The organism is Lentibacillus sediminis, assembly GCF_002763455.1.
Classification (GTDB): Bacteria; Bacillota; Bacilli; order Bacillales; family Amphibacillaceae; genus Lentibacillus_D; species Lentibacillus_D sediminis_A.
Genome location: NZ_NIXK01000016.1, coordinates 22,887 through 36,369 on the forward strand (window position 1 = coordinate 22,887; position 13,483 = coordinate 36,369).

Consider the following 13,483-nt stretch of genomic DNA (forward strand, 5'->3'; position numbering starts at 1 on the left):
CAGGTTCAAGATATAGTCAGTGCCATGTCGAAAGCATGGAAGAGCACGTCCCACCGTCTCCACCAATACATAGCTGTTGGTGGTTTTTTTGTGTGTGATTTTAAGCATAAGAATGTCAGGGTGACATTCTTATGCTTAAAAACGATAGGTGACAATATTATGCTTAAAAATCATGTCATAGTTACTTGGGAATTTTTTATAAAACGTTATTGTATAGGCAATAGAATGGTGTAGCAGATCAAACTTTGGTTTATTTACTTAATAAGATGGTGGCTTTGAAATACGGTTTAATAATTTATGATAAATTTTTGAGAAGTATAACCAGCCCAATTCCCTTAATTAATGGAGAGTTGGGCTATTTAATATACTTTACGCGGTCTTACTTTAATAATTGTTCTTACTGTTTCCAAGTGGCGTATGGTTAGTGATGCTGATAATTCAATAATGACTGCGTTCTATCGAGTGTTTGCTGATGAAATACAATCGGGCAATGCTCATCATTTCTTGTCTAAAATAGAGAAAAGTAAAACTAAAAAAAGAAGCAATGGAAGAATATCGTCTTTTCTTGATCAAAAATCCAATAATGTTATTGGAATAATATGTTAGTATTGAAATATCGAGATATTAAGCTAATTCGGAGAAGAGTTGAAGAAGAAAATGTTTTAAGAGGTAGTTTCTATCCTATTCCAGTCAGAAAACCATCAGATGCAATTGCCTCTTTAGTTGCTTTTGACGCTCTTAATTTTATCAAGCATCAACCTTCTTATATGCATCTTTGTACAAATTAGGATTGTGTATTTATTGTTTATCCGAACCTTTACGTTTATTTACTTCATAATAAATATCCTTAGTCAAAGTAAAAAGAATGGCGTTCACTTATTATGTTAGAAAACCCGATGGGATATTGTTTTTTAGGTCCAAAAGCTGTATTATCCTTTAGAATTAAACACAGGGAGTGATAAATGTGGAATTAATCAAAAATATTTTTGCGGAAAGAAGAACTTATGGTCAAAATCAAGACACTCATTCTCATTATTATGCCCAGTTAATATTACCTCAATATGGAAAGCTTTCCATTCGGGTGGAGGAAAATGACTTCCGATTAAATGATGAAATAGTACTTTTCATACCTCCAAGACATATTCATACCTTTAACTCAATTATGCGAAATGAATTTTTGGTTTTAGATATCCCTGATTTCTTGTTAAATAAAAAAGAATTTCAGAATAAGGTTATTTCATGTGGGTTAAATGATCAATGGAGAGGTATAAGATATCTTATACAAAACGAAATAAATCAAAAACCAATAAATTCAACTGCACTAAAGGAACTCTATCCGTACATTTCGTATTATTTACTTCAAGAATATCAACCCACATCAATTAAGTATATACATGAACATTATGATGAAAAATTAACGATTGAAAAGCTGGCATCGCTTGAACACTATAATCGTTCCTATTATTCGGAGTGGTTTCAAAAAGAAACTGGAAAAACACCTTTTGCATATATACAAGAAGTCCGTTTAAATAAAGCAAAGGATATGCTGCTTCATACAAACTTATCTATATTACATATTGCCATCCAAGTGGGGTTAGAATATCAATCTTCATTAACTCGTTTATTCTTAAAACACGAAGGTATTACACCAAGTCAATTCCGGAAGTACCGTATTTGTGATAAATAAGTCCCCCCAATCGGTAAAGCTATCGTTTTTCATCTCGAATACAATAAAACCAAACTTGTAAAGGGGATGGTTTTAATGTCATTGGGAGCCATATTCGTAATGATTTTTAGTATCGTTTTACTTTGGGGCGGCTTAGCTTACTTTATTTTACGAGCTTTCAAAAGCCGTTCGAATAAAAAACAATAGAACTTTGTAATTTGGTTAAAATGAATCCGATAATTGGTAAAGAACTCTGAACTAATAAATATATAATGTAGTTGTAAGCATGTTTCCTTGATAACTGTGATTTGCTCAAGTCACAGTTGTTTTTTTAAACTAATTTTTAGGAGTAAATTGATGAAAACACTATTAGGTTTATTTTTTACACTTTTATGGTCAACAGCGGCTATAGCTACTAAGTTTGGTTTATACTCTACTACCCCTTTGGTATTGGCTACAACTCGCTTTTTGATAGCTGGAGGGCTGCTACTTCTTTACGTTTATTTACTTCATAATAAATACCCTTGGCCAAAGTTAAAGGAATGGCGATCACTTATAATATTAGGATTACTAAATACTACAATTTATTTAGGTGCCACTTTTTGGGCATTAAATCATGTGTCCGCAGGAATATTTAATTTATTTGTTACAACAAACCCATTTATAGTCGCTTTCCTGTCCTTTATCTGGTTGAAAAGAAGTATTTATTTACGGGAATGGATAGGCATGGTTATTTCCACTATGGGATTGGTAATAGCAACATGGCCAACTATTACAGGCGATGATAAGAATTTATATGGATTAGTTATTTTGGGAATTGGAATGACATCAATGGCGGTTGGGAGCGTTTATTTTAAAAAAATGGATTTAAACTTACCAAGTGTTGTTATTAATACTTGGCAAGTGTTAATCGGTGGAATCTTATTAATACCTATAGCCTATATTCTAGAGAAAGATGTTTACTTTTTGAATTTGGACGTTTACTTATATGGATCATTAATATGGTTAGTGATTGTTATTTCAATAGGGACAATGATACTTTGGTTCTATTTATTGAAACAGGATACGGTAAAAGCAAACAATTGGTTATTCATGACGCCAGTTTTTGGGTATATATTAGCCAATATTTTTTTAAAAGAACCAATTACTTTTTTTGATATTACAGCAACGATTTTTGTGGTCACTGGATTATTATTTTCGGGAAATATAGAAATTCATTTTATTAAAAGGCTTCTAAAAAGAAAAGAATTAGGTGCTTTTGGGAAGTAAAGCCAGCCTAATTCCCTTAATGGAGAGTTGGGCTATTTAATATGCTTTACCGCGGACCTTACTTTAATAATTGTTTAACTATTGTAGCCAGTAAAGCAATACCTTTTTTTATTTCTGATATCGATGCATAAGAATAGGAGATCCGCAAACATTGGTTACCATTGTAATCATATAAATATCCAGGGTTAAGTAAAATACCCTTTTTTAGTGCTTTGGAAAAAAGCTCATGCATCGATAAGTTAGGAATGATATGAATCCAAATATAAAATCCTCCTTTTGGAACCTTCCATGAGGCAATCTCTTTAAAATGTTTATTTAACGTTTGGATGGTTGCATCCCTACGATCCCGGAGTTCCTCTCTGATATCGCTCAAATGTTCATGATATAATCCTGTAGAAAACCATTCTGCAGCTGCCCATTGGGATAATGCACTAGAACCGTAATCCGTTTGCATTTTTATGTCAGCCAACCGGTCAATGACAGGTTCTGGTCCCACGACCCATCCGATTCTTAAACCTGGGCTCACAGATTTAGACATACTCCCAAGGTAAAGAACCATACCGTTTTTATCCGTTGCTTTCAATGGACTAGGTGGAGGAGCATCCATCCATAGGTCTCGGTATACATCGTCTTCTATTAAGGGCAGGCTTAATTGTTCACATAATTCCATGACTTGTTTCCTTCTTGTTTCTGTCATCAATGTACCAGTGGGGTTATGAAAAGATGGTATGGAGTACAACAAAGATGCGTTATATTGTCTTTTATATTGCTCAATAATCGAAGTTTGAATCCCTTGATTATCCATTGGGACGCCAACTAATCTCATGTCATTAGATTGAAAGACATGGACGGAATATAAGTAAGACGGCTTTTCAAGCAAAATCGATGAGCCTTTATGCAATAGACCAATTGAAATTAATTGTAAAGCTTGAAGAGCCCCCGAGACGATTAAAATTGCGGAGGGAGAAGTTTGAATTCCCGATTCTTTCAGATGTAGGGCTAGCTGTTGTCGAAGAAAGAAATTTCCTTTTGGTTCCTCATATCCCAAAGACATCGTTTGATCAGCTGCTTGCTGAAATAATGCTTTTGTTTGATAGTATGGTAGAAGTTCAGGTGAAAGTTCTCCTGTGCCCAGTCGAATAATATCTGATTGAAACTCTGCCTGATTGATTGCTTGAATGGTTGGTGTATTAGGTTTATGAATGCCTGCTTTGACATATGAGTTCCAATCTGGCGGAGGGGTAGAAGCCAGAAGGTTCCAGGTTGTGTTAATGACTTTTGTGCCCCCTCCACTTTTACCCTCAATTAAACCCATTGCTGTTAATTCATCTAAAGCTGTGACAATCGTACTCCGGTTGACCCCAAAGGCTTCAGCCAGAATTCTTTGAGAAGGAATTCTGGTTCCAACCGTCCATTCCCATTTAGGATTTTTTCTTTTATATGATTTTCAATTTATTGGTGCAAAGGCACCTGTGATAAGCGGTTAGGTTTCCATTCTGACAGTTTCATTTATTTCCCTCCAGTCTTATAAACAATTATAAGATTTGGTTGGTTCAATTTCCACCCAAATGGATGGAGCCAAGTGATAAAATCTCGTCTAAAATATACTTATAATAAAAATTGAAAACCTGAAGGAGGAAAAAATGAGTGAAGCAATTATACACGGATTCGTGTTATCTTTTGGATTAATTTTAGCTTTTGGAGCCCAGAATATATTCCTTTTTAATCAAGGGGCTGCTCACAAAAAGTTACGGCATACCATGCCTTCGGTCATAACTGCTTCCATTTGCGACACCATCTTAATTATTCTTGCGGTTTTAGGCGTGTCGCTCATAGTCATGACTATACCTGTTTTTCAAATGATCTTTTTTGCAGCTGGATTCCTTTTCCTTATTTACATTGGGTGGTCCATTTGGTCAAGCGATCCAGTAGAGGTTAATAAACAGCATGGCGCTATGAGTGCAAAAAAGCAAGTCATGTTTGCTATATCTGTTTCGCTTTTGAATCCGCATGCTATACTTGATACGGTAGGAGTTATTGGAACCAATTCTTTAAGATATTCAACAGAACCTGAGTTAATAGGGTTCACGGTTGCGTGTATTGCCGTTTCATGGATTTCTTTTATTGGGTTAGCGATGATCGGAAGAACCATTCGAACGATTGATCAAGAAGGGAGGATTACTGTTCTCATTAATAAAATTTCAGCAGTGATTATCTGGGGTATATCCGTTTACTTAGGATATCAACTATATTTGATTAATTGGTCACTTTGAGGAATGAAGGAAGGAATCCATTATGGAATGTAGAATAGGAAAATGAATTATAACAACTAAAAAAGGAGTTTGGCAATGAATACTTTAATTATCAATGAACTTCAATCCCAGAAGGAAATCCTGGAAGCATTTCCGATAATGAATCAATTACGCACTCATCTTGATGAAGCTACTTATCTTGATTTGGTGACGGAAGCCAAAGAAAAAGATATGTACAGATTATTTGCTTTGTATGACCAACAAGAAATTGTTGCAGTCACTGGGTTTAAGCCCATGATTACTCTTTATTACGGGCGTTTTGTTTGGGTATGTGATTTAGTTACTGATAGCAGTAAACGATCTAACGGATATGGCGAGCGACTTCTTTCTTATGTACATAAATGGGCAAAAGAAAATGGGTATGAAAGCGTCGCCTTATCTTCAGGGTTAAAACGTATAGACGCTCACCGTTTTTATGAAGAGAGGCTGGATTATGATAAGGTTAGTTATGTATTTAAGAAACCTTTGGATTCATAATAATTCCGTTAACGGGCGCGCGCGACAAGTTCCGCTATAAACGCTTTGAGGCGTGAACATGCGGGGAATTTTATTAAATTCTAACGTTACAACGGAGGATGGGAATGATGGAACCACGTTTCCTGAAACCATCCCGTCAACAAATCCTGCATGCGTCAAGGCTGACAGGCTTTGGGGTATGAAGCACAGGTGATTCGGCTGAACGAAGGCTGGAGCCACTCTTTTTTTTAGAGAAGGTATGCCAACGGATAGGCCGCGCGGCTGAAAAACTGGATATGGTGAGAATGTTCTTTGGGAAAGGAACTGACAAACTTCCGAATGTACGGGTCTAGAGTTAAAACATAGGGAAACTTATGTGTCATCCAACGATGATGTGAGTGGTGTAGAGTAAAAATGCGCCCTCTGAAATACGCTATACTGAACAAAGGCGGTATCCAGCTCACAGGCTTAAAGGAAGCACCTACGTCCAGTATGGATAGCTAAGTTGTAAGGGACTTGGGAAGCAAGGGACGTTGAAACAAGGACTGTCATCCGAAACGGTACTATAAGGCATATGCTGAAGGGTATTTATCCTTGTGAAGGTAGGGGTACGACCTGTGAATCTTCTGTAATGGAAGTGGAGGAACAGCCCCAAGTCTAGCGAATGGAACGATGGTTTTCCAAGCGTTTATCGCACCGATCGGGTAGGAACGTGGGATTTTCCACAGTGCGAGCTTCCAGGCAAGAGTTTTCTGTTTGGGCGATAGTTTTCCTCTTGTCTGAAGTTAACGAGGAACTTATCATTTATTACATATCGTTAGATGGAGCGTGGAGTGCGGGGAAACCTGCATGCTCCATGTGGAGCAGGGGAAAAGTTGGAGATAACCTCAAAGGCTTACCTATTGCTAACTTTCGCGGAAGAAAAATACATTCATCAGAATTGGGCCATTGATTGGTATAAATGACTGCTTTCAATCTTTTATTTTTTATGGAAAGACGAAACCCATAAGACCTGTCATAAGAAACTTTAATGAATTAAACTGCAAAAATCCGGACGTGTGCCTCAATATTTTGGGTTCCTGATTAGTATGTTTGGACAATTCTAGTAATAGTTATTCTATTTATTGCTTTAGTGAATGGTGGCTTAGAAAGTGAGGTTTGTTTATTAATTGTTCATAATCAAATTTCTTGTCGAACAATATCGTGCAAGAGTTGAATTAGTAAATAGACATTTGTGAATGTAAAGGAGAATATGTTTTGATTGCAGAAATGTACAAACGAAGGGAAAAACTTGGGTATGCCTTTTTAGGATTCTTACTACTGATCATCGTAGGGTGGTTTCTATTGCAACCCCCCGAAACAACAAGCGAATGGCTTGAAATGCTGTTCTTGCTGATGCCAATTGGTTTCATTGTCTCTATTATCCTTATAAGCCGTTCACAGTACAATAAGGTAAAAGACGTTCAGATTCCAAATTCAGAGCAGCAGCTATTGAATCTGAATCATGTGGTAATAAAGAAGGATGCAACGTTAATTCCAAGGCTGCTGCTGTTTGAGAAAGACGGAAAATATATTGGTATGGTGAAGCCACTGAAGATTCCGTGGTGGTTATATCCAATTAGTATTTTTAGAGATTCGATGCTTGTCCTCTTTCCGTTAACATACGGATTTATATCTCATGATGGAGAAACCCAATTCACCTTCCTAAAAAAAGGCTGGTTGAAGCAGGTGAAGCTAACGATTTTTGACCAGGAGAATAACCAAATTGGCACGTACATACAGGAGGAACTAAAGGCTCTATTTCATATTAAAGGTGAGTTGTTTAACGAAAAAGAAGAGCCGATTCTCTCCATCAAGGCATCGGGTTTTTCCGGAGATTTTAGCTGGAAGGATGAAGAAGGCAATCAATGGGCTTACTTTTTTAATGGTAAGTTTCCTCACGAATACACGGAAATATTCAGGGATACACATAATGATATTGTGGAGTTGTCGGATAAACTTTCCAAACAGGATAAGCCCCGGCTGCTTGCGGTGATTGGGTATTTGTTTATGGCACGGATAAAACAGTAATGTTATATTATTTAGGTTCGGAAAATGCATCGTGGTAAATTAAAGTGAAATAACACTATTACATTAACGGGCTCAAAAATGGAATAGGCAACAATAATAAAAACCGGTTTTCCAGGAGTAGAGAATCGGTTTTTGCTACCGTTGTGTTGGTGAATCTTTCTTAAACGACCCACCTGCTTTAGCAGGTGGGTCGTTTAAAAGTGTGCGGTTTATCCTAATTATATAATTTGTTGCTCAGATAGAATTACTTCTGAATATTTATCTAAAAACAACTTGACTTCTTATTGTATAGTATGTAATATATAAATTGCATATGCAAACTATATATTGCATGATTAGGGTGGGATAATGAAAAATAATGTAAAAATAACTCGAATGAAAACTTCAATGACCCAGGAACAATTAGCAAGAAAAGTAGGTGTAACCAGACAAACAATCGGACTGATAGAGAAAGGAGAGTATAATCCGAGTCTTCAACTTTGTGTGGCAATCGCAGAAGAATTGAATAAAACGTTAGATGAATTATTTTGGGAGGTTGAAGTGTAATGAAATCCTGGATATCGTTTTTGCTGCCGAATGATGAATATTAAGAAAAAAGGGTACTCTATTTTATTTCAGAAGGAGCAATAATCCAATTACTTTACTTGGTGGTAATGATTGTCTGCAACAGATATTTTAACTTAACCATAGAAGGTGTCTTATTGGGATCGATTGCTATTTTTCTTCTTTATGTGTATGGGAGATATATAGTATCTGGCATTGAATATACAGATGTATCAACCGAAAGATCTTACAGGAAGGAATTAAAAGTTATTTTTATTAGAACTGGATCTTTTGTTGTTTTGTTTATGTTGGCGGGTTTAGTCTTTATCGGAATCCCTGGAGAGAGAAACGATTGGTTTGATGCATTAGGTTTATTATTGGGTATGAGTATTGTTATGTTTGTCTCCAAATTCATTTCATTAAAGCGTTCTTATAACAAGAATAAGGATTTATTATAATGAAGGATTGGGGGAGATTTGCTCCACATGTGGCTATGAAATAAAGTTGCGATGCTTATTAAAAAGATGCGAAGTTTTGAAAAAAGTCGCGAAGCTCTACCCCTTTGGATGTGATTTGTCTAAAGGGGTTTCTTATGGTAAAAATAATATAAGGTTATACCGCAAACGGGCCAAATTCTTGAATAATGGGAAATCAGTTGAAAATACAATTAAGAAAAACGTGCTAGAGCATATCTGCTCTAGCACGTTTTTCTTAATCTTTGGTGACGGGCTTGAGTTCTTTTTTGTTACTCTTCCTGTGTTTTTTCCCCCACTCACCCATAATATCCAGTACAGGGATAAAGCTTTTCCCTTTTGGTGTTAGTGAGTATTCTACTTTGGGAGGAACCTCTTTATATACTTCTCTGTGAACCATTTGATCATCTTCCAGTTCTCGTAACTGACGTGTTAGTATTCCTTTTGAAATACCGGGTGCCAATTTTTGAAGTTCACCAAATCTTCTTGTCTGTTTACTTAAATGCCATAGAATAATGAGTTTCCATCTCCCTGCAATTATGTTTTGAGTTTCTGTAACCGGACAAACCTCTATTTGTTCCTCTGGAGGTTCACCTTGAAACAATGTTCGTGCCATGATAAATACCTCTCCTTCCTAATAGTACTATTTTTGTGACTATGTTATAAAAATGTGCCTACTTTAAAAAAAATGCCTACTGATATAATATATGACTATGCTTAAAAATCCAACATACAAAAAATTATATAAATAGGAGATGACTTGTTTATGTCAAAAATCGTAATTACTGGGGCAACAGGAGAATTAGGACAATTGGTTGTCCAACATTTACTTGAAAAAGTACCTGCAAATCAAATCGCTGTTAGTGTTCGAAACGTTGAAAAAGCATCTAAATTTGCTGACCAAGGAATAGAAGTTCGCTATGGGGATTATGATGACCCTTCATCTCTGGAAAAAGCATTTGCTGGAGCTTCTAAGTTGCTTCTAATATCAACACCACAAGACGACTCGGTAGTACGTATTCGCAAACACGTTGATGCCATTGAGGCAGCTAAAAAGGCAGGAGTAAAACACCTTCTTTATACAAGTTTTGCTGCTGTTGATAAGGGGGCATTTCCTCCACTTGGAGATGTTCATTCAGCAACTGAATATACCCTTCGTGCTTCAGGTCTTTCAACTACGATTTTAAGAAATGCTTTTTATCAAGAAGTGTTTGTTAATGAGAGCCTTCAATCGTTTGTTGATAGTGGAGTAATCGTGACTTCTGCTGGAAAAGGTAAAGTTAATACAGTAGAACGAAATGACCTTGCTTTAGCAGCAGCAACCGTTCTGGCTGGAGAAGGACATGAAGATAAAGTTTATGAATTAGCATCATCTGAAACTTGGAATTATGATGAACTTGCTAACATTCTTTCGGATGTTTCAGGAAAAAACGTAACTCATCAGTCTATGTCAGACTCTGAAGCTCTAGAGAGAATGGTTAATTCTGGCGTTCCTGAAGGTTTTGCTCATTTTCAAATTGCTCTTTACAATTCAATAGCCGATGGAAATGAGGGGAACGCTTCCAGTGATTTAGAAGATTTGATTGGTAGAAAACCAACTTCAATTCGCGAAAGTATCACTCATTTTTTCAATAAATAAGCGATTTCTATAAACATTAAGAGGATACCAATATGAAAGACTGCTACTAAATTGGAGCAGTCTTTTTTATAAATATAGACAAGCCTTAAACAGAATTATGCATGGTTCTTGTTAAACGAAACCAGCTAATAAAAACTAATGTATTATTCCATTATGGATGTTTTTGCACGTCCCCCCGAAATGGTGGAATAGGCCTGTAATCCTTCTGTGACAAGGGTTTCAGATGGATCCCTTAATTGGATCTTAATGAAACATAAGAGCATTTATGTTTATTTACATCTTACAGATTAGCCTTATTGGTAGCCATAATGAAACATAAATTATCCTGTTTGGGATTTAACCAAAGAAACATAATTTATTTTCTTCTTATTCCCCTTTTTCGGGGCGTTGTGCAAAAACACCCTGTATAAGGTTCACAAATAAACATATTTACAAAACCTTCCATTAACATCTTGGAAGGTTATTTGATGTCATTTTATATTGTATCATGTTTATAAAAAGAATTTCACCTTAGTTATTGACCTCTTATTAGCTGGTATAGTTGAATAAATCAGCTTTCGTTCACGATCTGCTTTTTATCCTTCATTACAAAATGAATTTTTTCTCCAAGGTGGGTAAATAATAACTTTAAATAAATACTTTGGAGGGAAAACAACATGGAAAACCCTAAAAATAAGCTAACATCTGTAGAAATTGGAGCCCTTTGGTCAACTTATATAGCTTCAAGTCTGTCCCATCGTGTTCTTGGATATTTTGTAGAAAAAATGGTGGATGAAGAAATGAAAGAGGTAGTGTCATATTCACTAGAACTAAGTGTCCAGTATCTTCAATCCATTGAGGAGATTTTTAAGAACGAAGGGTATCCTATACCCCAAGGGTTTACGGAGGATGATGTAAATCAAGATGCCCCCCGTTTGTTTTCAGACACCTATTGTTTAATCTACGTCAAGCATATGTCAAATTTCGGGTTAAGGATGTACGGAACATATTACTCTTTTTCATCCGATAAAAGGACCTTGAATTTTTTCCATGAGGCCTTGATGACAACGACAAAACTCCAGGACCAAGCAACTAGGTTAATGTTAGATAAGGCCGTGTATTCACATGCTCCTTACCTTTCATATCCTGAACACCCAAATTTCATTCAAGACCAAAAATATTATATGAATATCGGCCTTTTTACGGATGACAGGCCCCTACATGCTGTGGAGATCCGGGAACTTTATGCAAACACAATAACGAACACTGTTGGCGGCTATTTGTTGTTGGGTTTCAGTCAGGTTGCAGATTCACAAGAGGTAAAGGACTATATGATAAAAGGAAAAGGCATTACGAACAATCATAGGAAGGCTTTAAATAAAAAATTTGAAAATGAACACCTGGATCACCCTTCTTTCCCAGAATTCGAGGTGACGGACTCGACTATTCCACCATTCTCTGACAAATTGATGATGGGACATATTACATTTCTGGCTGGTCTAGGTATATCGAGTTATGGAATGGCTATTGGGCAATGCCAAAGATCCGACCTGACGGTTTTATTTGGAAAATTAATGATAGAGGCTGGAGGCTATGCAAAGGATGGAGCTAACCTGGCTATAAAAAATCGATGGTTGGAACAACCACCGTTGTTTGCAAACAGGGGCAAATTGGGAAATAAGAAGGGTTAGCGATATGCATGGAAAAACTGCTATGGAGCATTGCCCTTCCTGGATTTGGACAACTTCTGAACGGAAAATATCTTAAAGGGATTTTATTAATATTTTTAGAGTTTCTGGTTAACGTGATGGGAAATCTTAACACGATCATACTCCTAAGTTTTCATGGTGAAATTGACAAAGCCATTCAACAAGCTGATTACCAATGGCTTATGTTTTATCCTTGTTTATACTTTTTTGCGATGTGGGATGCATACAAAGATGCAGGTGGAGGAAAAGAACCGTATTCGTTTTTACCTTTCGTGTTTGTAGCCTATTTCGTGACCGTGGGGACCATTTATTCATCAAATCTGACCCTTTTTGGGGAGTTGTTGGGACCTATTTGGCTTCCAATGTTAAGTGTTATTCCAGGTCTGTTCGTAGGGTTGTTATTAAAAAGGATACTAGCAAAAATTCACAGAAAAGAGGTCAAAAGATGACAAGAGCAATTGAGGCAATTACAAGTGTTGTAAGAAGTCTAGTTGACGATGAACCAAAACCGCCCCTCCATGTGGGCGAGGTCATGGCGTTATGGACGGCCTTGGCTTCTTTTGAAGAAGCTCGTTATGTATATGAAGCAGGATTAAACACTACACAAGATCCAGATTTAAAACATGGGTATTTTTGCACAAATCCCCGAAAAGGTCGGATTCAGAATATTCAAATCCCTGCGACGTCCCCAAATTAGGTTCTTCCTTATCCAAGGATTAATGATTAGCTTCGTATTCTTTGACTCTTCGGTAAAAGGTGTTACTTTTCATTCCCACACGTTTCATGGCTTCGACAGCCGTGATTTTATTTTGCTTCCACTCAGGATAGACGGACTTAAAGGTGTCATCAATCTCGTATCTCTTTCTCCCAAATCTAACGCCATTTTTTTGAGCTGCTCGAATTCCTTCTTCCTGCCTTTCTTTTGTTCTTTTGCGCTCATCTTCAGCCATATAACTTAATAATTGCAGGATTAAATCGGAGATCAGTGATCCGATCCCGTTTAAATCTTTATATTTCATGGTATTAAGAAGAGGCATATCTAAAACGGCAATATCAATTTGCTTATCCTTGACCAATTCCTGCCATTCATCCAAAATCATTTGCTTATTTCTTCCCAGTCGATCAAGTGACTGTATATATAAAGCGTCCCCACTCCGAAGCATCCGTTTCAGCAATTGGTATTCCGGCCTTTTGAAGTCTTTACCACTTGCCTTTTCTACGAACATGTACTCGTCCTCAATACCAATCTTAACTGATCCTGTGAAAGCTTACAAAGAAGCTGGGCATACGGTAGATATTATCAGTAATGAAGCAAAAAAAACCATCAATGGCAAAAATGGGGACGAAATACAAGCAGATAGAGGCAT

Annotated in this window: 14 protein-coding genes and 1 pseudogene; 12 read left to right on the top strand and 3 right to left on the bottom strand. The window is 36.6% G+C overall.

The annotated features are described in order from the left end of the window. Nucleotides 1-964: 964 nt before the first annotated feature. The 3 genes from CEG13_RS17890 (at nt 965) to CEG13_RS17895 (ending at nt 2,935) form a co-directional block, all read left to right on the top strand. Nucleotides 965-1,687, top strand: coding sequence for a helix-turn-helix transcriptional regulator (locus tag CEG13_RS17890; RefSeq protein WP_100013262.1), 723 nt, complete (start codon nt 965-967; stop codon nt 1,685-1,687). A 75-nt stretch (nt 1,688-1,762) separates the two neighbouring features. Continuing rightward, complete coding sequence (locus CEG13_RS19435; RefSeq protein WP_143469698.1) at nt 1,763-1,873, top strand: MetS family NSS transporter small subunit; 111 nt, start codon at nt 1,763-1,765, stop codon at nt 1,871-1,873. A gap of 150 nt (nt 1,874-2,023) precedes the next feature. Then, nucleotides 2,024-2,935: a DMT family transporter gene (locus CEG13_RS17895; RefSeq protein ID WP_100013263.1), complete on the top strand. Its 912-nt coding sequence runs from the start codon at nt 2,024-2,026 to the stop codon at nt 2,933-2,935. Nucleotides 2,936-2,993: 58 nt separating this feature from the next. Here the strand turns inward: CEG13_RS17895 and CEG13_RS17900 are convergent. After that, nucleotides 2,994-4,387 (bottom strand): annotated as a pseudogene (locus CEG13_RS17900) (aminotransferase-like domain-containing protein). 191 nt (nt 4,388-4,578) lie between these two features. Here CEG13_RS17900 and CEG13_RS17905 point away from each other — a divergent pair. The 5 genes from CEG13_RS17905 to CEG13_RS17930 all read left to right on the top strand — a co-directional run bounded on the left by CEG13_RS17905 (nt 4,579) and on the right by CEG13_RS17930 (nt 8,774). Then, nucleotides 4,579-5,208 (top strand): LysE/ArgO family amino acid transporter, encoded by a 630-nt coding sequence (locus CEG13_RS17905; protein ID WP_100013264.1) that lies wholly within the window; start codon nt 4,579-4,581, stop codon nt 5,206-5,208. Between the two features lie 75 nt (nt 5,209-5,283). Then, nucleotides 5,284-5,724, top strand: a complete 441-nt coding sequence (locus CEG13_RS17910; protein WP_100013265.1) for a GNAT family N-acetyltransferase — start codon at nt 5,284-5,286, stop codon at nt 5,722-5,724. A 1,236-nt stretch (nt 5,725-6,960) separates the two neighbouring features. Continuing rightward, on the top strand, nt 6,961-7,773 hold the full coding sequence (locus CEG13_RS17920; protein ID WP_100013267.1) for a hypothetical protein: 813 nt from the start codon (nt 6,961-6,963) through the stop codon (nt 7,771-7,773). Between the two features lie 348 nt (nt 7,774-8,121). Beyond that, nucleotides 8,122-8,319, top strand: a complete 198-nt coding sequence (locus tag CEG13_RS17925) for a helix-turn-helix transcriptional regulator (RefSeq protein ID WP_100013268.1) — start codon at nt 8,122-8,124, stop codon at nt 8,317-8,319. A gap of 155 nt (nt 8,320-8,474) precedes the next feature. Beyond that, on the top strand, nt 8,475-8,774 hold the full coding sequence (locus tag CEG13_RS17930) for a hypothetical protein (RefSeq protein WP_100013269.1): 300 nt from the start codon (nt 8,475-8,477) through the stop codon (nt 8,772-8,774). Nucleotides 8,775-9,027: 253 nt separating this feature from the next. Here the strand turns inward: CEG13_RS17930 and CEG13_RS17935 are convergent, their stop codons facing one another. Further along, on the bottom strand, nt 9,028-9,405 hold the full coding sequence (locus CEG13_RS17935) for a winged helix-turn-helix transcriptional regulator (RefSeq protein WP_054637726.1): 378 nt from the start codon (nt 9,403-9,405) through the stop codon (nt 9,028-9,030). Between the two features lie 150 nt (nt 9,406-9,555). On the opposite strand from CEG13_RS17935, the gene CEG13_RS17940 reads away from it, so the two are divergent. The 4 genes from CEG13_RS17940 (at nt 9,556) to CEG13_RS17955 (ending at nt 12,813) form a co-directional block, all read left to right on the top strand. After that, on the top strand, nt 9,556-10,428 hold the full coding sequence (locus CEG13_RS17940) for an SDR family oxidoreductase (protein ID WP_100013270.1): 873 nt from the start codon (nt 9,556-9,558) through the stop codon (nt 10,426-10,428). A gap of 656 nt (nt 10,429-11,084) precedes the next feature. Continuing rightward, complete coding sequence (locus tag CEG13_RS17945) at nt 11,085-12,098, top strand: DUF3231 family protein (protein ID WP_100013271.1); 1,014 nt, start codon at nt 11,085-11,087, stop codon at nt 12,096-12,098. An 8-nt stretch (nt 12,099-12,106) separates the two neighbouring features. Beyond that, nucleotides 12,107-12,565: a hypothetical protein gene (locus CEG13_RS17950; protein ID WP_100013272.1), complete on the top strand. Its 459-nt coding sequence runs from the start codon at nt 12,107-12,109 to the stop codon at nt 12,563-12,565. Next, entirely contained in the window at nt 12,562-12,813 is a 252-nt protein-coding gene (locus tag CEG13_RS17955) for a hypothetical protein (RefSeq protein ID WP_100013273.1), read from the top strand. The genes CEG13_RS17950 and CEG13_RS17955 overlap by 4 nt, the downstream gene beginning before the upstream one ends. A 19-nt stretch (nt 12,814-12,832) precedes the next feature. Here CEG13_RS17955 and CEG13_RS17960 read toward each other — a convergent pair whose 3' ends face one another. Next, nucleotides 12,833-13,342 carry a recombinase family protein gene (locus tag CEG13_RS17960; protein ID WP_100013274.1) on the bottom strand — a complete coding sequence of 170 codons (510 nt, stop codon included), beginning with the start codon at nt 13,340-13,342 and terminating at the stop codon, nt 12,833-12,835. Between the last annotated feature and the right edge of the window lie 141 nt (nt 13,343-13,483).